Source organism: Mucilaginibacter mali (genome assembly GCF_013283875.1).
Classification (GTDB): Bacteria; Bacteroidota; Bacteroidia; order Sphingobacteriales; family Sphingobacteriaceae; genus Mucilaginibacter; species Mucilaginibacter mali.
In genome coordinates this window covers 1965236-1986460 of the sequence record NZ_CP054139.1, presented here as the reverse complement: position 1 = coordinate 1986460, position 21225 = coordinate 1965236, and the positions used below count along the sequence as shown (strand labels likewise).

The following is a 21225-nucleotide window of genomic DNA, read 5'->3' as shown; positions in this document are numbered from 1 at the left end:
GTTTACACCGTAAATCTAAAAAATATTAATAAATGTACAAAATACAATTATTGTTATTTTTTATCTGCGGGGTGTACAATTTTAGCCAACTCTTCCGGTGTGATCTTCAATATCGTACCATGGCGGATGCCTTTTGGCAAACTGATCTGATCTGATATCTCTGTCCAGCTTTTCAAATCGGTAGATGTTACGGCGCCATATTTATGCTGGGTATATTTATCAAAATAAACTATCCACTTATCACCTACTCGCAAGGTGGTCGGTCCTTCGGCCCAGTAATTTCCGGTGATAGGATCCAATGGTTTGCTGTATGGGCCGGTCAGTTTATCGGCATAAGCTATCTTGATGTTTTTTTGTGGCGGGCGCGGTGTCTCATCCTTAAAGAACATAATAAAGCGCTTGCCATCAGGCACAATGGTAGCGTCGATACTGTTAAAACCGGGGTCGAACAGTAATTTGGTCGGCGTATAGGTTTTAAAGTCTTTAGTGGTGATGTAATAGATGCGGTGGTTATAGCCCTTTTCTACCAGCGTATCTGTTGGATATTTACCCTTGATAGTTGTAGCCCAATAGATCATGTATGTTTTTGATGCCTTATCGTAAGTGATCTCGGGTGCCCAGCAGTTGAGCGCGTTGGCTTCTTTTTCCATCACCGGCAATTGCTGCTGCTCCGACCAATGTATCATGTCGGCCGAACTGGCGTAGCCAATGCCTTTATCGGTCCAGCTATCGGTCCACACCATGTGGAAGATACCATCGGCACCACGAATGATGCAAGGGTCGCGCATTAGCTTATCCTTCGATACCATTGGGGTAAGGAAAGAACTATCTCCTTTCAATGCTGTCCATTTCAAGCCATCGTAGCTATAGGCTAAATGTAAACCATCCTGCCCGTTGTTTTTAAAGTAACTAAAAAGGTAAACTTCCTTTGCCTGCTGAGCAGAGGCATTAAAACTAATAGCAATAAGTAGCAGAAATATGAACTTTTTCATATAGCGATTTTAATTTTCATTCCGGAGAGCCGATCGGTTTATACTTCAATAATAGGTTAAAGGCAATAATCCATCCTTATTTTACCGTATGGAACAGGATGGTTTATTATGCCCGGTAAAATATATTTGTTATACCATTATAACCGTCAAACATACGTTTATTTTTATTTATCTGTTCATATCAGCGAACCCAAAAAATTATGAAACCCAGGTTTTTATTAATGATTGCGCTTGTTTTAAATTTAGCAGCAATTAAACACACCTTTGCGCAAAGTAATCATATTGCCGATAAGCCTTTATTTCACGATCCCGTTTATGATGGTGCAGCCGATCCGGCCATTATCTGGAATAAGAAAGCGAAAAAGTGGTGGATGCTCTACACCAATCGCCGCGCGACGGATGAGAACGCCAAAGGGGTTACCTGGGTACATGGCACGCGTATAGGCATCGCCGAATCGGCTGATGGCGCGCACTGGAAATATGTAGATACTGCAAATATCAATTACCGGCCCGATTCGGGTTTTACCCATTGGGCCCCCGCGCTGATAGAAAATAAGGGCTTATACCATATGTACCTCACCTATGTGCCGGGAACATTTACCGACTGGAACCATCCCCGCGTAATTGTACACTTAACCAGTAAGGATTTGCGCAACTGGAAGTATGAAGCAGTTTTAAAACTGGTGAACGAAAAGGTAATAGACCCATACGTGGTCAAATTGCCCGACGGCACCTGGCGCATGTTTTACAACAATGAAAAGGCCGGTAAATCCATTTATTATGCCGATAGCAAAGATCTGTACAACTGGACGGATAAAGGACAGGCCGTGCATGATATGGCCGGCGAAGGCCCTATAGCCTTTAGCTGGAAAGGACATAACTGGCTGATAGTTGATAACTGGAAAGGGCTGGGTGTATACAGTAGCGACGACTGGCTAAACTGGAAGCGGCAGGAAGCACGACTTGTGGAAAAACCAGGTACAGGCAAGGAGGACAACGCCAAAGGCGACCACGCCGATGTGGTGATCAGTAACGACAGGGCTTACCTGTTTTACTTTGTCGAAGTCAGGAAGCGTAGCTGGATACAGGTAACCGAATTGAAGTATAATGCTGATGGTACCCTTAGTTGCGACAGAGATGCACCAACAGAGATAAATTTGACACAGCCGAAGTAATATTATTATTTTAGGTGAACCAATATCTGCTGATAATGAAAAGATCGATACTACTGATAGTTTTCCTGTTTGTTTGCACCTCATGCGCTCCAAAAAAAGAGCTGAGCTGGGCCGCCATTGGCGATTCCATCACCTACCTGGACGGGCATCCAGAAGAAGCCAATAACCGCACCACGCTTGGTTATATGGCACGCGTGTGTGAAGAGTTACCCAACATCCATTATATTAACTACGGCCATAACGGCTGGACTACCGCCCGCATGGCTGCCGCTATTGAGGGTTTAAATGTGATGAAGGCTGACATTTACACCGTTTATTTAGGTACTAACGATTGGTGGGGCAGCAATACCTTAGGCACCCTGGATGATTACAAGAACAGCACCGGCAATAAAACCATGTACGGCGCGTACCGAACCGTCATCAATAAGATCCGCAGCCAGAACAGCGAAGCAAAGATCATCCTCATCACGCCTATGCAACGCGGGGATTTTGTTTACGTAAAAAACTTTAAGAACAACGCCTACGGATCGTACAAAGAGAAGAACGGGCATCAGCTATCTGAATTTGCCGACGCGGTTAAAAACATTGCCCAATTGGAGAACTTTGAACTGGTAGACCTTTATTACAAAAGCGGCATTACCCCCGCTAATGTTGTAAAATATAAGCGATTGAAAGATCCTAAGACCGGGCAGTACAAAAACTTTACCTATCCCGAATATACCACCGTTCCTTTCGATCCGGTAGCGGATGAGTACCCCTACCCTATAGATGCCATTGATATGACCTACGATGGTTTACATCCGTCGGATAAAGGGCTTTCAGTTATCGCGAAGATGTTAGTTGGGGTGATGAAGAAGTATTAGACCTCTACAATTGTCATTGCTGCGAGGAGCGGCGGGAGGAAATGAGCGAAAGCGCGACGTGGCAATCTCATTGGCAGGTCCACGATGAATGTCCTATGGGATGCCGCGCTATTGCTCGCAATAACAAGTTTCTACAACCTATTTCCCTACAAACAACTTCTTCTCGTAAGCCGGCATTTTAAACAGCTTATCGCTCGGGTCTAAACTTGGCCAGCCGTCCTTATCCATATAAAGCGGTTTAATATTCAGTAACGATTGCCCGTTGAATGCGCGGGTATAGGCATGGTAAACAATATAAGTTGTATCGCCCTGCGCGAAGAAACCATTATGTCCACGGCCAGGTTCGTCGTAATTGCCGGCTAAAAACACAGTGTATTTGTTGTCGGTCCATGCATTACCCTCTTTAGTAAGGTACGGCCCTTTCACAGTTTTAGCGCGGCCAACAACGATTTGATAGGTACTTTCCAATCCTGCGCAACATTTTCCGCGCGATGCGAAGACGTAGTAATACTCAGGCCCTTTAATAATAAAACTGCCTTCGCCAAGGCTGGTGGTGATGGTAGTAAGCTCGGGCTTATCGCCGAATGGTTTACCGGTTTTAGGATCAAGCTCGACTAAGCGCAACCCACCTTTGTAAGATCCGTACAGCAAATATTGCTTACCATCGCTATCCTGGAAGAAGTTCGGGTCGATCACGTTCACATTCTCGCCGCCGTTCCTGAAATCGATCACTTTGCCCTCATCCACCCATTTGTAATCGGGGCTGTTACGATCTAAAGTTACATTGGTAGCATAACCCACACTCGAGTTAAAGTTCATCCAGGCCGAAACCGAATAGTACAGATGATATTTACCATTGGCGTAATGAATATCAGGCGCCCACAGGCCAACCTTATCGGGGATGTCATTATTCCACCAGCTAAACTTCGCGTCCCTTCCAAACACGCTGCCTGCATTCTGCCAGTTGATCATGTCTGTGGATGATTTCATATTCATGCCGGTGGTCAGTACGTAATAAGTGCCGCCTGCCTTTATCATCACCGGGTCGTGTACGCCCAAACTGCCGTTCAGGCCATTATTGCTGATATTCAAATCGGGCCTGGGGCCCCGCTGGGCTTGCTGATTTGCGGGTGGGCTTGCGGGCGGCGTAGTTTGCGCGTTAGTTATATAAGCTATGCCCGACAGCGCTATTGCGATGCCTGTTATAAAATACCTGTTCATTTTATATTGGTTAAATAATACCCGTTACTTTTTAGCTGACTGCTTACCCTTATACTTGATCAGCGTAATATTGGGCTTAGGTGGCGGCTGCATATCATCGCCCATATAAAAACCGGTATGCGGTGGCTGGTTGTAGGCCACATTTTGCCAGGCAATACTTAAGCGATATTGCGGATCGTGCATAAAGGTGTATAGCTTGTGCGTGGTGGGTATAGTGGTTGTGAAGATGCGTAACTCCTTACCATCAGCTGTGCGATAAATGGCTTCCTCGCGCCAGTCGCCTAAAATATCTGCCGATAAACATGGTGTAGATTTGGTGCCGTTGTTGGATAAGCAATTGTACTGGCGGGCGTTGACGATATTCACCATCCGCTCGTTCATGTAATCCCATTTATCGATGCTGGTTCCGTTCAGCAATTCGCTTTGCAAATCGCCATCCCAAAATATGCCGAAGTTTACCGATGGGTTCTTTTCCGATATCTTATTGCCTTTGGCATCCCACATCCCTGTTAAACCGGCGCCTGCCACCCAACATTCCGAACCACGATATCTTGGATCGACATTTAAGGCCAAAGCCCTACCCGGCCCTTCGCCATCGCCACCAGCCTTTACCGATGCCTTTTTCCAAAGCACCTCGCCTGTACGGGCATCACGGAAGTTTGCGCCGGCGTCCGAGAATCGCTCCTGTGTATCAAACACTTCCAGCCCAGGCCGGTCGGGATCAAGATCGCCGACGTGCAGCGCATCGGCATGGCCAATGCGGGTGGAGTATAAGCCTTCGCCGTTATCATCCAGCGTCATAGCGCCATAAATGATCTCGTCCTTGCCATCGCCGTCCACATCGGCAATACTCAGATTATGATTACCCTGTCCCGAGTACGGGTTCGAGCGGTCTTTACTATCAAAGGCCCATCGCTTAACCAACTTACCGCCTTTCCAATCGTATGCGGTAACGAAGGTGCGGGTATAGCAGCCTCGGCTCATGATCAGGCTGGGGTGCACGCCATCGAGGTAGGCCACCGCCCCTAAAAACCGATCCATACGGTTACCGTAGCCATCGCCCCACATATCCTTCAGTTGTTGTGTTGTCGGATTCAGGTTGTCAGGATAACGGGCCGGGATAAAATCGATGGTGTTCATTGCAGCGCCGGTCATACCGTTAAACATGGTCAGGTATTCCGGGCCGGAAAGGATATACCCCTGGCTGTTGCGCCAATCCTTAGTACTGTCGCCAATTACTTTACCTACGCCATCTACAGTACCATCGGCGGTTTTGCAGGCCAGTTCAGCACGGCCGTCGCCGTCAAAATCGTACACCATAAACTGGGTGTAGTGCGCGCCCTCGCGGATGTTAATGCCAAGGTTGATAGTCCACATAAGCGTCCCATCTAACTTGTAAGCCTGTAGTATCGGCTTATCGGTATAACCAGCCTGCGAATTATCGTGCGCTTTACCGGTTTGATGCAAGATGATCTCGTATTCGCCGTCGCCATCCAGATCGGCTACCGATATATCATTGGGCGTATACCCGGCCGGCGTTTGTAATGGTACCGATAAGTAGGGCTGCACAGGCGAATTAGCCGCAAGTGTAAAAGCCTCACTTTGCTGTTGTTCTTTTCCTTTAAGTACGGGTTTTACAAAGTAAGCATTGGCCTGGGTGAAATCTATCTTAACATCCGAGAATATGGTAGCCCCCGTAATCGGCGATTTGTTCAGTTTTACCGGGCTTGCGTTACCTGTTTTGCGATACAGGTTAAAAGCCATATCATCCGGATCGGTGCCGAGTACACGCCAGCTTATAAAAACGCTATCGCCGGGCTGATGTATAGCTACTACTCCCCTGCCTAAATATTCCATTTGGCGCTGGGCAAAAAGGCTTATGGGGATGATCATCAGTATCCCTGCGCGGATCATCAAATTAAACAATAGCTTCATACCTGTATTTTAAAGGGTTTATTTTTTAACCGGTTGAACCAAAACGATATTAGGTTTAGGCAAAGCTTTCATACCATAACCCAAATAAAAACCCACATGCGGCGGCTGGTTATAGCCCGAGTTTTGCCAGGCAATGGCGTCACGGTATTGCGGGTCGTGCATCAGCGTGTATATCTTATGCTTGGTTGGGATGGTGGTGGTATAAATGCGCAGGCTTTGGTTATCGGCACTGCGTAATATCACCTCTTCGCGCCAGTCGCCAAACAAGTCGGCACTTAAGGCCGGGGTTGATTTTGAACCATTGTTAGATACGGCACCGGTGGCGGTAAAGATGCGTCCTTTTCCATATTTATCAATGTGGTTACCATCCAGCAATTCGCGCGTCAGGTCTCCGTCCCACCAGCAAACAAAGTTTACCGATCCGGGGGCAGGCCCTATGCGATTACCATGGATATCCATCAGGTCCGAACCGTTCCACCACATCTGCGCCCCTACGCGGGTAGTGTCGATATTCTCGGCTACGCCACGGCCAAGGTCTTTATCCATGTTGCCTTTATACAGTGTTTCACCGGTTTGCGCATCATAAACCGTAGCGCCGGGGCCTTTGGTATTGTCCTCAATTTCGTGAATACCGAAAACCTCCAGTCCTGGCCGTTCAACATCCAGATCGGATACGTGCAGCGCGTCGCCGTGGCGATAGCCGGTTGTAAACAAGCCTTTTCCGTCATCATCTACCACCATCGACCCGTAAACGATCTCGTCCTTACCATCGCCATCCACATCGGCCACGCTAACCGTATGATAGCCCTGGCCCGAGTATGGATTTTCCCCATCTTTGCTATCGAACACCCAGCGCGAGGTGAGTTTGCCGCCGCGCCAATCCCAGGCAGCTAATACCGAACGGCCATAATAGCCACGGCACATTACCACACTGGGGTGCACACCATCCAGGTAAGCTACGCAGGCGTTAAATCGGTCTACACGATTGCCGGTATTATCGCTGCCGCCGTTGCCGCCATGTCCGCTCCAACCTGCTGTTGGATAGCGGTTCGGGATATAATCGGTAGTGGCCAAAGCCTCGCCGGTACGGCCGCTGAAGATGGTAAAGTACTCAGGCCCATCAAGAATCTTTCCGTAAAAGGTATTTCGTGGGTCTACATTGGTACGGCGCCAGTGCTTGGTGCTATCGCCAATTACCTTGCCTTTTCCGTCAATGGTGCCATCGGCAGTTTTACACGCAAATTCGGCTATGCCATCGCCATCCAAATCAAAAACGATGAATTGCGTATAATGCGCACCTTCGTGGATGTTTTCGCCAAGATTAATTTGCCATAACATGGTGCCATCCATTTTATAAGCCTGGAATATCGGCGCGTCCGTCAAGCCCGGCGATGGAGTATCCCGCCCACGGCCAGTTTGATGGAGGATGATCTCGTATTCGCCATCGCCGTCCAGATCGCCCACCGATACATCGTTGGGTGTATAACCCGGCGGCGTTTTCAACGGGATATTGATGTATTGCTGCACCGGGGCATTGGCAGCCAATATAAATGGTTTGCATGCCGCGCCCTCCTTACCTGCTGTAACTACTTTTACGAAATAGGAATTGGTTTTACTGATATCAACCCTGGTATCAACATAATTAGTACTTTCCGTAATAGGCTGTTTGTTCAGCTTTACAGGGGCGGCACTACCGGTTTGCCTGTACAGGTTAAACGCGATGCTTTGCGGCTCGGTACCCAACATACGCCAACCTACGTAAACCGAGTCGGCGCCTTTGTGTATAGCTATCATCCCGCGGCCAAGGTTTTCCATCTGTCGTGGCTGCGTTACTTTGGTTACCTTTTTGGCAGGCAGGTTAAGTATAGATGGGCCGGGGCCTTGTGCATATGCAAAAGTAGCACAACAGGCAATTGATAAACATGTGGTTAAGTGCCTTAACCCTGCTGATCTGAAATTGTAAAGTTTTCTCATAAGTTTTCCGTTACGCCACCAGGCGTTTAATTTAGGTTTACAATATGGTATAAAATGGAGCCTTTCGATAGACTGAAAGGCTCCTTTAGGTTTAAGGATCATTGCGGGTTTGGTATCCCCGCCGATGTTATACAGGAAACCCCCTATATTAATTATTTAGCCGCTACACCTGCCATTTGTTGCGGCATGCTGCCAGTAATACCACCTTTGATATCCACCGCCTTGCTGTCAACTTTTAAAGTCGCGCTGGTTAAACCCGGGCGGCTGGCTGTTATAGTGATGGTGCCTGCTTTTTCTGTTGAACGGATAGCTACACGGTTAATGCCGCACTCGGTATCCAGGTACAGGTTATTGGTGGTGTTCAGTTTGGCCGCGTTAAAACCACCACGCCATACAACAGGGCCGTTCACGGCAAAATCAACCTTTGCTTCATCGGTAGGTACGCGACGGCCTTTGGCATCAACCACCTCAAAATCAATAAGGGCTACATCGCTGCCATCAGCCACCAAGCCTTGCGGGCCTGTATGCAGGGTAAGCTTTATTGCCTTAGCTTCGCCAGCGGTTTGGATTTCCTGCTGAGCTACTACTTTCCCCCCTTTTGTAGCAACAGCTTTAATGGCGCCGGGCGCAAACACCACATTAGGGAAAGCGTAAATGCAACCGGTATTATCATCGCTTGGGCGCTCCATTACAGGGGCATCGCCTTTTTTAATAGTATCCTTAAATACGGTAGGTTTGGTTTGAACACCTACCGATTTGCCGTTTACAAACAATTCAACCTTATCGCAATGCGTAGCGGCTACGTACATCGCTTTTTTAGTACCTGCCGGATAATTCCAGTGGCCAATGATATGCAGATCTGGCTGCTCATTCTGCATAACCCGGGTTACATAATACATGGGTTTAGGTAAACGTACGCCATCAACCTTACCGCTTACCCGCAGTACGTAACTACCCTGCTGGCGACCGTCGGCATCCGAATCGGAAAAGTATATCGAACAATAAGCCGCCCATTTAGAATGCGCCGGATCGGTATTGCTGATCATATTGGTTACATAACTGTTGTAACGTGTTGCACCAGCCAAAGCAAATGTCTCCGAATTCCAGTGCCAGGTATCTACCGCACGGCCATCCGAACCAGTACCCAATTTTGGTTTGAAGCCGAAATGCGGCGGGGTATAATCGTCCCATACATTACGACCGGCCTCGTCCCTGAAATCCTCGGTCTCGATCAGCGGAGCTTTATCGCGTCGCGAGATACTATAGCCACGGAAGATATCATCGCCCGAAACCCTATCAGTTTGCGGGGCCTGCCCTATCATCACACCGTAATACTCAGACATGGGAGTCAGTGCTTTATTGGCTTCGGCCAAATCGTTATCGCGTGTTCCCATTACGCGGCCTCCATGCGGGTCAAGTTCTTTGCGCAGGGCTACCATCTGGTTCATTTGTTCGGGTGTTACGATGGTATTCCCTGCTTCCCAAAAAAGTATACTTGGGCTGTTGCGGTAAAATATCATCGAGGCGCGCATTACTTCCGCGCGCTGGTCCCATTGGCGGCCGGTAACCATGCGTTCCTTATCGCCTGCCGGGCAAACCTCAATTACGCCAAATCTGTCGCAGGCAGAAACATCGGCCGGTTGCGGCGATACGTGCATCCAGCGCAAATAATTAGAGTTGCTTTCGCGGATCATCGACATGGTATAATCGTGCATCCAGTCTGGATAGCCACCACCTAAGCCCGCCCAGTCGTTTGCCGATCGCTGCGCGAAACCGGTTAGCCAAACAAAGCGGCCGTTTAGCCAAACACCGCCTGTCCCAACACCGCCTTTAAACTCAACCTTACGGAAACCGGTTTTGGTATCGCAAACGTCAACCACTTTTCCGTTTACGGTAAGCATCGAGTATACATGATACAGATAGGGATCTTTCACATCCCAAAAACGGGCATCGGCTAAAGTTCCTTCAGCGGTAAATACTTCTTTTTGGCCGGCAACCAGGTCAGACGTATTGCCTTCAAGTTTAGCTTTGATATTACCTTCATTATCCACCACTACGGCCGATAAGGTTATCGATGCATAATCGCCGGCAACCTCATTAGATACTTCAGCTTCTACCTTAATGGTAGCTGTTTTCTTTTTCAGGTCGATATCTTCGGGATAAACATATATGCCGGTAGTTTTTAAGCCCATAAATAGTGGCAGGGTCTGATATATTTTTCCGGTGATGATCAGCGAAGCATCGCGATTTAACCCGCCAAAATTGGGGTTAAAATCTTTAGAGTTCCATTGGAAAGCGGTACCGGTCGATTCTTCCTTATAACCCGGGCTGTTATCTACCTTAACGGCTATCACGTTATCCTGACCACCAAATTTCACCGATGAAGTAATATCCAGACCATAAGCGGTAACCCCATTCTCATATAAACCAACTTGTTTGCCATTCAGAAAGAATTTACCTGCCTGGCGCATCCCATCAAATTGCAGGAATACTTTTTGTCCATCGGCGCTGGCTGGTAGTTTAAAGTGCTTACGATACCAGCCCGCGCCCAGCATTTTCTCGCTCTGGTCGCCACCACCGTGGCTAATGTAGGCACGGTAGCTATCAGTCTCATTCCAGGTATGGGGAAGGCTTACGGCAGTCCAGGCGGCATCATCAAAACCGGGTTGTTCGGCACCGGCAACATCGCCAAAAACAAAGCGCCAGCCGGGATTAAAGTTATAGGTGGCACGCGGAGTTGCCGGCGCCTGAAATTTTGCAGACGCGCTATTGCCTTGCGCCAAAACATGGTTATACAATGCGGGCAATGCAATAATCAGTAATAATCTAAAGATTTGTTTTTTCATTCGTAACAGATAAAATTGGCATTATAAAATACCAGGTAATGATGGTTTTAATTGGTGAATTAAATTTAGTTATACACTAAGTGTAAACCATCCCGTACTATCCCGAAGATAGGCCGATGTATTGCCATTGTTACGCTTAACGGATAGTTACGGATAGTAAAACGTTAATTCAGCATAATAAAAAAGACAGCCTGCCTGATGGCTTACCAACCTATATTCCCTAAAGCAGAAAGGCGCCGATAGTAGATCTACCGGCGCCTTTTGTTTTTGGATTTAATCAAAACTAATTAGAGTTTGAATGGCATGTACCAGCCGGCCTCGGTCATTAGTTTAGCACGTACAGACACGGCGGCAGGATTATTTTCTTTTACCAATTTATTGTAAACTTTATCAGCCAGGTATGCAGGTGTACCACGGCGGTGTGCTACACGCACCAGGTCGCCCCAACGGAAGCCTTCAAAAGAAGTCTCGCGTGCAGCTTCATCAAGAATAGCGTTTTCCAGTGTGATCTTATCGTTATAAGTTGAAGCCGGAAGCGGTACCAGGTTAGCCCTGCTGCGGGTGCCCACCTGGCGATACCATATACCATGATAGTTTTGCGGGCCGCCTGAACGACCATCCATATCATACGGCGCCGGCAGGAAAGTTTGCATGGTATTGGTGCGATCTGATGGCAAAGGGGTTGGCGCAAAAACGTTACCTACACCAATATTAAGTAAAGCATAACCTAATTTTAACTGGTTATCGTTAGTAGCAGATTCAGCAAAGCGGTTTGCCAATACACCACTACGGTATAGTAACCAATAGCCCGGCTTTTGCAATACGTTTACAGGCAGAAACGATGTGTTATCAAGATAATAGTATAGCTGTTTCATGATAACAGGCTGGCCGCCAATAGTGCGTACGGCCACACGGCTGCGCGCATCATAAGGGTAACCGTTATTTTGTACCTGCGAATTCCAGTTATCCATCATTGCTTGTGAAACGGTTAGCTTGTAGCTGCCGCCCTGGTTTGCAAACAGATCTATAAAAGGGTTAACAGGTGCAAATGTTGAACTAAACGGCAAGCGCCAGATCAATTCAGAACGGGAATTTGTACTGATGGTTGGATCGGCAAACATTTGACGCCAACCGGTAACGTTATTATCGTTTAACGGGTTTTCGGTTTGATTTGGGTTAGGGTTACTGCTTGGGTTGCCATAGCTTACGTTCATGTTATCGTAACAAGCTTTAAACTGCTCGTAAGTGGTAAAGTCGGCAGCATTGTTATTAGATGTGATCGGACCGATATCAGATATGGTGCGATATGCTGTAGACGCGGTTTTGAAATCCCCTTTCCACAAGTTAATATCGCCCTTAAGCGCATATTTATTGATAAAAAATAAGCTGGTAGTCTGGCCGTCAACCGTAGCGTTTAATGATGAACTTGCCGAAGCCGTGATCGGGTCGGTAGTTGAGTAAGTATCCAGGTAACGAACCGGATCGTTCATAAACGTAGCCAATTTGTCTATCACCTGGTCTAAGGTTAACCTCGGAAATTTAGTGGCATCATTCAAATCGGTCAGGTTAGATACCGGATCGGTTACATAAGGGATGGTTCCGTATTGGATAGCCACCTGCAGGTATAACCAGCAGCGCAACGCGCCAATATCCGAGTAACGCTGCTGATAATCAACCGGCTTTAATTTACCGGTTTTCAGCATGTCATCAAAGTGATACATCGCGTCGTTACAGTTCAGTATCAGGCTATACCATGGTTTCGGATCGGCCCATGGATTGTCTGTTGTTTCTGTATGCGTATTTAATTGCTTAAGATAGGTATCGGCATTAACAGTTGGGCTCACTAAATCGGCCCTTAACTCGTTTAGTACGATATACCTGTCTGCCAGGCCCAAAAACTTACCGTAAATGCCTACTACTGCCGCATTAGCGTCAAATACGTTTTGATAGGCATTAACAGCATCTACCTGGTTTTTAGCAGGCAGATCGAACACTTTTTTGCACGAAAAAGTAGTGATCGCTAAGCCTACCAGGCAAGTTTTATAAATGAATTTTAACGAAGTCCTTTTCATAATTTATGATAGTCAAATTATAATTATTATATACCAATACGTAAGCCCAACTGCACTGTTTTAAACTGTGGCTCAAGTGTATTATCTATTCCCTGGAATAAAACATTTTCGTTAGCGGCAAATTCCGGATCGTAACCTAAATACTTGGTGAAGGTTACCAGGTTGCTGCCAGTTGCGTAAACTTTTATGTATTTAAAGTATTTGTATTTCATTGGCACATCATAGCTTAACGTAATAGTACGCAGGCGTATGTAAGAACCATCCTCTATCCAGCGGTCAGAGAAGCTTGAGTTGCCGCTTGGGTCGCCGTATGATGCCCTTGGCATAGTGGTTACCTGGCCATCTGCACGCCACCTGTTATTAACAGCCAGTGTTTGATTTTGCGGGCTGCTTTCTGATTCTAACTGGCGACGGGTATAGTTGTAGATCTTGTTACCCTTGCTGAAGGTAAACAACGCATTAAGGCTAAGCCTTTTGTAGGTTAAGCCTGTGCTGATACCACCTGTATAATCCGGATTTGGATTGCCAATTTCCTGCAGGTCTTTCGAGTCGATGATCTTATCGCCGTTCACGTCAACAAAGCGCATATCGCCACCTTGCTGGGCTACTAAGTTACCAGTAGAGTTACGTACACTAACACCTGCTGATGCGGCTTCGGCGTTTGAGCTGTAAACACCATTGGTGCGGTAGCCGTAGAATATACCTGCCGGACGGCCAACACGGGTAGCAATTGTTGCACCAGCATAAGTGTTATATAAACTGCCACCAGGAAGCGAAGTGATCTTATTGTGGTATGATGCAATGTTGATACCCAGGTCCCATTTAAATTTAGGAGTACTGATCAAACGGCCGCTTACACTAAGTTCGGCACCGGTAGTTTGCATAGCGCCATCATTTGTGATAGCGTATAATATGCCCGAATAAGCCGGTGTTGGCGTTTGGGTAAGCATATGCTCGGTTTTGTTTTTATAAAAATCAACCGTAATGTTTAACCGTTCCTGGAAGAATGATGCATCAGCACCAAAATTTAGTTTTTTGCCGGTTTCCCATTGTAAGGCAGGGTTACCGAAGTTGGCCCTTACCAAACCTTGTAAACCAAGCAGGTTTTGCGAAATGTAGTATTGACGGGCAGTATAGTTGCCAATATCGTCGTTACCGGTTAAGCCATAACTTGCACGCAATTTCAGCAGTTCGATAAATTTAACATTAGCCATGAATTTCTCTGACGATACTACCCATGCAGCTGATGCCGAAGGCAGAACTGCATAGTTCACACCACCTATTTTTAAAGCATCCGGAATATTTGTACCGAAGCGTGATGACGCGTCGACAGCTACGTTAAAGCCTAAAATGTATTTATTATATAACTGGTAATTGGCGTTAAAGTAATTATTCATCCACCTGTAGGTACCCAAATCGCCACCTGTTACACGTAGCGCGGGGTTACCTGTGTTAACACTCACCAATTGGTCAATTGCCGAGTTATAGCCCAGGTTGTAGTTATCGTTGGTGTTAGACTGGGTGAACCTTGTACCTAAATAAGCGTTAAGTGTGTGGATCCGGTTAAAGGTACGGTTGTACGAAAGGTAGGTATCGCTGTAAATACTGAACAAACGTTGTACCTGGCTACCTAAGCGGCTATCGGCAATGGCGCCGTTAGCAAGCGTATCATCGGTTACGCCAAAACGTGGTATAAATGTATTTTCGCGAATTTTATCGGCAGTTACCCCGATCAATGTTTGCGCGCTGAAGTATTTGGTGAAATCGAATTTGAAGTTGAAGTTACCAAAGAAGCGGTAGTTTTGGTTAAACTCCTGCGAGCTTTTAGTAATGGCGGCAGGGTTACTATAACCAAACACATCCACATCCGATTGGTTAGGCGACTCTACCCCCTGGGCGTTAACTTGTTGCACGCGCAGTAATGGAGATTTGATCAGGCCTAAATAAATAGGGTTTGTTTTTGGTGAAAGGCCCTGATCTTTCAAATTCTGCTCGTTATAAGCAAAAGATAAGGCTGTGTTAATCGTAAATTTACGGCTGATTTTTAAGTTACCGTTAAAACGGGTGCTGTATTTGGTCAGGTCGGTTAAATTAGTAACACCTTTGTTGCTGCCGTAATCCAGTGCCAGCACATAGGTAGCTATGTCATCACCACCCGATACACGCAAATTCATATTCTTGTTGTATCCGTTAACAAATTGCTGCTTTTGCCAATCCGTGTTATTGTGGTAGGCATAGTAGGTACCATTGTTTACATTATCATTCATGAATGGTTGGGCGGCTATCTGGTCAGATGTCATCCCACTGGTACGTAAAGCGTCTGATAAATAAACACGGTAATCTGGCGATTGCATCATCGGGTAAAACTTGTTTTGCGGCATGGTGTTATAACCACCGTAGATACCCAGGTCAATTTTCGTAGCCAGATCGGGGTGGTTATTGGTTGATATTAAAATAACACCATTAGCACCTTTAGTACCATAAATTCCGGCAGAAGCGTCTTTTAAAACAGTGATATTGTCAACATCGTGCAGATCAAGCGTTCCATATGGGTTATGGATATGACCACCAATGATAGAGTTACCATAATGATAGGTATCGAATATCATACCGTCAACAACCACCAATGGCGCGTTGCTGGCATATAACGAATTAAAGCCACGCAGAAACAAATTGGCGCCTATGTTTGGCGTACCCGAACGGCGGGTAACATTTAAACCAGCTACCTTTCCCTGCAGGTATGAGTCAGGGGTTTCCGAGTTGATCGGTTCCCAGGCACCAAGTGTATTAACACTTGAAACAGCACCTGCCTGGCGGGTTACGGCAACCTTGTTAAAAGGCATCCTGGCTTCATCATATATCGAGTTATATGAGTCTTCAAATAATAATACGTCAGGAAGTGAAGTACGGCCTTTAACCGGAACTTCTTTTTGCTGATAACCCGGCGATGTTATTAAAAGCACCGCATCGTAACTGGGAACAGTGATAGTGAAATTGCCACGATCATCGGTGATAGCGGCCGAGTATAGCGATACACTGATGCTAACACCCGAAACCGGCTTACCGGTAGAGGCATCCTTTACAACACCGCTGATTTTTTTGCCTTGCGCCTTCGAAACAGAATCTGCTTTATAACGGGCAATACTATCTGTTAACCGATCCGTTACACCGTCCTTTTTCTGCGCTATGGCTTTTATGCCACCAAAAAGGCATAAAAAGAGCAGCAAACCTATTGATTTAGTAAAATTTTGCATAGTTAAGGTTTAAAAGTTATTGTATAATTGGTATCAGTTTAATATAATCTACTATAACGTTATTTAGGTTCGACGTTGTGACGTTGGCTCCCGTAACATACATGTATATCGAATTATACTTGATCACGTTCAGATTACCACTGGCCACGTTAATAGTGGCATTTGCGGCCACCGTACCTGCTGTTGCCGGTGTTTGTGTAATTTCGGTATAAACATATGGCGGTACGTTTTGATACGGATAGTTAACCGCCGTTACCGGTACTACCTGCGCTCCGGTAGGGTTAGTTGTAGCTGTTATCTGGCCAAAAGTTACTTTTTCAGATATATTACCCAACGTAGGAGATGCGGCAGGGATATGCGTAACCGCGGTATCGTTTATAGCGCGTATCACCACTTTGTATTGGCAGGTATACAGGTTACTTAACTTGTAGGCGGCAAAATAAGAGGCAATACCTGTTCCGGAAATATACAGGTCGTTATACTTAACAAGGTTATTATCAAGCCTGCTGCGCAGTTGTGTATTGCCGCCTTTATCGGTACGGGCATAAAATGATGGTTGTTCGCCTTGTATAGTTATAGGGGTTATTTTATCGGAAACGTTAAAGTTAACCGCGCTCATTACATATACTATCCCGTTGCTGGCATTATAGGTTTGCACTACCGCAGTTTTATCAAAAGGTACTGGTACACCATTAACAGAAGTTAAGGTTGCCGGCATATTTGCAAGTGTATAAGTGCCCCTGATAGCTACATCCTTCAACACATTGAAACCTGCCAAAATATTCATGGTGGTATCAACCGAACTGGTAGCAAAATACTTGCTTACCTTGTTACGTTCGGCAGTGTAAGCCGCGTCGGTTAGCACAATGTAGGTATAGGTGCTGTCTTCGTTAGCTAAATTGGCAACTTTATTAAAATACTTATTAATGGTTACCACACCAGTGTTTGGCACCAATACAGGCTTACCTGTAGTTGGGTTTATGCTGGCCACGGTAGCTTTACTGGTATCGATAAAAGTGCTATCCTGGCGAATAACATAATCACGTTGCAGCGCCCCAACCGTGGTCAGGCTTCTAACAAATTGCGAAATATTTAACCTTGGTGTAAGCATCTTGTCGATCACGTTTACCACACCATTGCTTACATATTGATTGGCGCTGGTAATATTAGCATCTTCAACCGTAGTTGGCGTTAAGGTTACGTTTTTACCATTCAGGTTGCGCACACGCAGCGATGTTTGCACACTGGTTGTCAGATAGGTTTGATTAGCAATATGATTTGCCACAAACACATGCAACTTAGCTGTATCCGCTACTATCGCAGGGTCGATATTTGCCAGCGCGGCATTGCTCGGGGCAAATACGGTGTAGGTTTTTGAGGCCGAAAGCACTTTATCGAAACCTATTTTGGTAAGATAACCTGCAAAAACACTCAGGTTACCATTAGCCTGTATTTGCTGCATCAGGTTGATGTTCAGTTGCTGATCAACCACTGCATCACGTTGGCTCCATTGCTTTTTACACGCCGATGTTAACATCAGTGTGGCTGCAAGTACCATTAAAAAGTATTTATTTCTATAGTGAGTCATTATCAAATCGGTTTATTTATCAAATAATTTTATTTGCTGCGTTTATTTATGGAACAAGGCTGCCATCGCGTCCGAGACGTGGGTGCACCTGGTCCATATCAACAGGCCTAAATTCGATCACATCTAAAAGCATAACCCTCGCATCGCCGGTGCCCGCGGTGGCTACCATTTTAAATTTATGGTGATCGGTAGTTTTGATAGTCACGATACCCAGCAAACGGCCCACATGGCCATTATAAGCGCTGGTAAGATTTGTTGTAACCGGCGAGTCAGAATAGCTTTTAAAGCCTCTTGATTCGGCCTGGGCATCGGTTTCGTTACCGTTTAGCGGATCTACGTTGTTAAATGTATTTGGTAATGAAACACCATCAAAAAATGTTGGTGTAACCTGGCCCGAACCCTGTCTTTTGTAATCAATCCAAATTTTATAAGTTCCTTTAACAATTACCGGCGTTACATATTCTATAGTGTTGGCACCATTATTACCGGTTCTCCACCTTACACCTATATTCATATAATCGTTATTATAGTAATAATCGGTTGAGGTAGCCGGGATTGGCAGCACACCTGAAATATAGTTTACATAATAGTTACTTGAACCTGTAGCCACAATGCCTGCAATAGTGCCCGGGTTAAATTGCTGGTTTTTGCTGCTTCCCCTGTATAAGCCTGGTGTCTTCAATATTTCAGGCTGCACGCATACGTCGAAGTAAACCGGTGACGGGAAGCGGATCTTGATCGTATAATTATCAAGGGCATTGTGGATAACCCCATTAGTTGCCGACATATCGCTGGTTGGCCTGTATAGTTTAACACCCGGCTCCAACACACCGTTAAAGGTATCGTTATTCAGCAATACGTCCTGCCCTATCAATGTGCTGGTTGTAATTTCAAGCGGTGCAAGCGTAGCATGCGAAGGCAAGACCGCGATATCTGATATATACGATAATTCGGACCAAATATGGTAGCCCATATATAACCATAAGCTATCGGCATGGTTCTTCGGATCGCCTTTGGTTGAATACCTTGTTTTTAAAGCATTAAAATCGGCAAACTTGGCTGCTTTATACACACTATCCGGAATAGCTATCAGTGTTAAATACTTCCGGTTTACATTAGTGTTTGCAGCAGCCGACACGTTTAACGTATCATAAAAACCGGTAGCCTTTAACGCGGCAGTAAAAATGCTGTATTTAGGGTTTTGCTCGATAGTTTGTGCAATAGTTAGATTGGCTGGAATCAGCACATTATCAATAGAGTGTATAATACCGTTACCTACTTTTATGTTGCCTTTTACCAGGTTTGCCTGTTTATTAATAACAGTGCTTGATACACCGTTTACCGTTGTATTACCGGTAATTAAATACTGGCCTATAGTTGTTGGTGTACGCAACTTACCATCAGTAAAGAACTGTGTGCTTAGCGTGTCGGCAATTAAAGCGATACTAACCAGGCTTTTTGCTGTAGCCGCGTCTATCGCGTCGACACTTGCTTTACCTGTTTTTTTCAGGTAAGCGTTTACCCCATCGTTAGTTGGCGCAAATAATGTGTATGTGCCATATGTATTTAAAAAGCTGGCGTAACCGGCCTTATCAACAATTTGCTGAAACAGCGAAAAGCTGTTTGGATTTTGCTGTAAATAACTGTACATATTTACAGTGCTGGTTGTTGTTAAGGTAAGGTGGTTTTGCTTACAGCCATTCAGGCTAACCATTAATGCTATGCCCGATACGATCAGCAGCATAACTATTTTAATCCTATTCATTAACTTTTTCATATCGTTTATAATTTCATTATGCATTATTTGTAGAATGGATTTTGAACAAGGTTAGGGTCATTCTGAATATCGCCCTGCGGAATTGGGAAATACAAACTGTTCGGATCTCTCAACTTGCTTAATGCCGATTGCTGGTACAAAGGAGGTACGCTTTCTATAGCGGCAGTAATAAGTACATCAAGCATCGCAAAGTTATTTCGTTTTGCAACACGCAACAAATCATACCAACGCTTGCCTTCAAAGGCAAATTCACGGCCCCTTTCAGCTAAAACATAGCGGGTTATACCTACCGCGTCATTATTAGCCGGGCTTTGTGCTGTGGCAGGCAGCGCTTTTCCACGTGTACGTATAATGTTGATCAGGTCAAGCGCGTCCTGCCCCCTGTTGCTGTTGGCGCAAGCTTCGGCCTTCATTAATAAAACATCAGCATAACGGTAAACCATCCAGTGCGCGTAAGATATATCGGATGTACGTAATGTATTTGGGCTTAGCGCTATAAACTTATAGATAGTTTGATCGGCAGCATGTATGGCCACATCCAAACCGCGGATATCATAATTATTGATCGGGTCTATCGGATCGATAGTGTAAACATTATCGATGATCAGCGGATCGGCAGCAAATCTGTACTTCCCTGCATTTGGTGAAAACATGGTGTAATATGGGTTTAACACCTGGTTGTCAAATTGCAGTTCAAATATACCTTCAGACGAGTTACCATTAACAAAAAGTTTTCCAAACCAGCTGCCATCACCCGCTACCAATCCATACTTGCCTGAGTTGATAATTTTATCGCAAGCGGCAATGCAGTCAGCATAGTTATCCATCCACAAATAAACATCGGCCTGTATAGCGTTTATAGTGAACTTGGTAATACGGCCTTTATCAGACGCTGTGTTGCCATAGCTTGCAATACCATAGGTTTCTGCTTGCTTCAAATCGGCAACTATCTGCGCCAAAACATCCTTGGCTGTTGATTTGCTTAACATGGCCAGGTCATCGTCTGTTGCTGTAGCCGTTATTTTAAGCGGCACATCACCAAACGAACGTACCAAATAAAAATACATCAACGCGCGTATGGCCAATGCTTCGCTAAGGTAGGCGTTAAGTTGGGTTTGGGTTAAGGTGTTATCTTTGTTTATAACATCCGGACCAAACTGCAACACATTGTTACATAAGTTGATAACCCTGTATATTGAAGCCCAGTTTGCTATAGTATTAGTTGGAAGTATAGTGGTATTAATGATGTTTGTTTCATCGTTGGCTATACCCGGGCCAGGTTTTATAAAATCGGCTCGTAACTCTCCCCACAGGAAAAATATCTCGGCCGGAGCTTTGCTTCCTGTAAGCAAAGCGCTGTAACATCCAATTACAGCCGACTGCAACTGCTCCTTGGTTTGCCAGAACTTGTCGCTGGTAATACCATTTTGCGGGCGCAATTCCAGGTATTTATTGCACGAACAGAACGATACCGCTAATAAGGCAAGTAACGCTGTTTTATATATGATACTTTTAAACATTGCTATCT

At 45.6% G+C, this 21225-nt stretch carries 12 protein-coding genes; 2 read left to right on the top strand and 10 right to left on the bottom strand.

Annotated elements, in window-relative coordinates; translation table 11 throughout:
* Positions 1 to 53 precede the first annotated feature (53 nt).
* Entirely contained in the window at positions 54 to 992 is a 939-nt protein-coding gene (locus HQ865_RS08370) for a glycoside hydrolase family 43 protein (protein WP_173414461.1), read from the bottom strand.
* 200 nt (positions 993 to 1192) lie between these two features.
* Between HQ865_RS08370 and HQ865_RS08365 the strand changes: the two genes are divergently transcribed.
* Positions 1193 to 2167: a family 43 glycosylhydrolase gene (locus tag HQ865_RS08365; RefSeq protein ID WP_202020459.1), complete on the top strand. Its 975-nt coding sequence runs from the start codon at positions 1193 to 1195 to the stop codon at positions 2165 to 2167.
* Positions 2168 to 2202: 35 nt separating this feature from the next.
* A complete protein-coding gene (locus HQ865_RS08360; protein ID WP_173414460.1) occupies positions 2203 to 3030 on the top strand; it encodes an SGNH/GDSL hydrolase family protein in 828 nt (275 codons plus the stop codon).
* 138 nt (positions 3031 to 3168) lie between these two features.
* Here HQ865_RS08360 and HQ865_RS08355 read toward each other — a convergent pair whose 3' ends face one another.
* The 9 genes from HQ865_RS08355 to HQ865_RS08315 form a co-directional block, all read right to left on the bottom strand.
* Positions 3169 to 4251: an arabinan endo-1,5-alpha-L-arabinosidase gene (locus HQ865_RS08355; protein WP_173414459.1), complete on the bottom strand. Its 1083-nt coding sequence runs from the start codon at positions 4249 to 4251 to the stop codon at positions 3169 to 3171.
* 24 nt (positions 4252 to 4275) lie between these two features.
* Positions 4276 to 6186, bottom strand: coding sequence for a rhamnogalacturonan lyase (locus HQ865_RS08350; RefSeq protein ID WP_237073775.1), 1911 nt, complete (start codon positions 6184 to 6186; stop codon positions 4276 to 4278).
* Between the two features lie 18 nt (positions 6187 to 6204).
* Positions 6205 to 8160, bottom strand: a complete 1956-nt coding sequence (locus HQ865_RS08345; RefSeq protein WP_173414458.1) for a rhamnogalacturonan lyase — start codon at positions 8158 to 8160, stop codon at positions 6205 to 6207.
* A gap of 152 nt (positions 8161 to 8312) precedes the next feature.
* Complete coding sequence (locus HQ865_RS08340) at positions 8313 to 11006, bottom strand: glycoside hydrolase family 2 protein (RefSeq protein ID WP_173414457.1); 2694 nt, start codon at positions 11004 to 11006, stop codon at positions 8313 to 8315.
* A gap of 287 nt (positions 11007 to 11293) precedes the next feature.
* The gene (locus HQ865_RS08335; protein WP_173414456.1) at positions 11294 to 13078 is read right to left on the bottom strand and encodes a RagB/SusD family nutrient uptake outer membrane protein; all 1785 of its coding nucleotides are present in this window, start codon (positions 13076 to 13078) and stop codon (positions 11294 to 11296) included.
* 26 nt (positions 13079 to 13104) lie between these two features.
* Positions 13105 to 16332 (bottom strand): SusC/RagA family TonB-linked outer membrane protein, encoded by a 3228-nt coding sequence (locus tag HQ865_RS08330; RefSeq protein ID WP_173414455.1) that lies wholly within the window; start codon positions 16330 to 16332, stop codon positions 13105 to 13107.
* 16 nt (positions 16333 to 16348) lie between these two features.
* Positions 16349 to 17920, bottom strand: coding sequence for a fasciclin domain-containing protein (locus HQ865_RS08325; protein ID WP_173414454.1), 1572 nt, complete (start codon positions 17918 to 17920; stop codon positions 16349 to 16351).
* A gap of 46 nt (positions 17921 to 17966) precedes the next feature.
* A complete protein-coding gene (locus HQ865_RS08320) occupies positions 17967 to 19685 on the bottom strand; it encodes a fasciclin domain-containing protein (protein WP_173414453.1) in 1719 nt (572 codons plus the stop codon).
* A 35-nt stretch (positions 19686 to 19720) separates the two neighbouring features.
* A complete protein-coding gene (locus HQ865_RS08315) occupies positions 19721 to 21217 on the bottom strand; it encodes a RagB/SusD family nutrient uptake outer membrane protein (protein WP_173414452.1) in 1497 nt (498 codons plus the stop codon).
* Between the last annotated feature and the right edge of the window lie 8 nt (positions 21218 to 21225).

What these genes read in the sequence shown, in the direction of transcription:
- HQ865_RS08370 (WP_173414461.1), bottom strand. Translation starts at nt 992, where the DNA reads ATGAAAAAGTTCATATTTCTGCTACTTATTGCTATTAGTTTTAATGCC.
- HQ865_RS08365 (WP_202020459.1), top strand. Translation starts at nt 1,193, where the DNA reads ATGAAACCCAGGTTTTTATTAATGATTGCGCTTGTTTTAAATTTAGCA.
- HQ865_RS08360 (WP_173414460.1), top strand. Translation starts at nt 2,203, where the DNA reads ATGAAAAGATCGATACTACTGATAGTTTTCCTGTTTGTTTGCACCTCA.
- HQ865_RS08355 (WP_173414459.1), bottom strand. Translation starts at nt 4,251, where the DNA reads ATGAACAGGTATTTTATAACAGGCATCGCAATAGCGCTGTCGGGCATA.
- HQ865_RS08350 (WP_237073775.1), bottom strand. Translation starts at nt 6,186, where the DNA reads ATGAAGCTATTGTTTAATTTGATGATCCGCGCAGGGATACTGATGATC.
- HQ865_RS08345 (WP_173414458.1), bottom strand. Translation starts at nt 8,160, where the DNA reads ATGAGAAAACTTTACAATTTCAGATCAGCAGGGTTAAGGCACTTAACC.
- HQ865_RS08340 (WP_173414457.1), bottom strand. Translation starts at nt 11,006, where the DNA reads ATGAAAAAACAAATCTTTAGATTATTACTGATTATTGCATTGCCCGCA.
- HQ865_RS08335 (WP_173414456.1), bottom strand. Translation starts at nt 13,078, where the DNA reads ATGAAAAGGACTTCGTTAAAATTCATTTATAAAACTTGCCTGGTAGGC.
- HQ865_RS08330 (WP_173414455.1), bottom strand. Translation starts at nt 16,332, where the DNA reads ATGCAAAATTTTACTAAATCAATAGGTTTGCTGCTCTTTTTATGCCTT.
- HQ865_RS08325 (WP_173414454.1), bottom strand. Translation starts at nt 17,920, where the DNA reads ATGACTCACTATAGAAATAAATACTTTTTAATGGTACTTGCAGCCACA.
- HQ865_RS08320 (WP_173414453.1), bottom strand. Translation starts at nt 19,685, where the DNA reads ATGAATAGGATTAAAATAGTTATGCTGCTGATCGTATCGGGCATAGCA.
- HQ865_RS08315 (WP_173414452.1), bottom strand. Translation starts at nt 21,217, where the DNA reads ATGTTTAAAAGTATCATATATAAAACAGCGTTACTTGCCTTATTAGCG.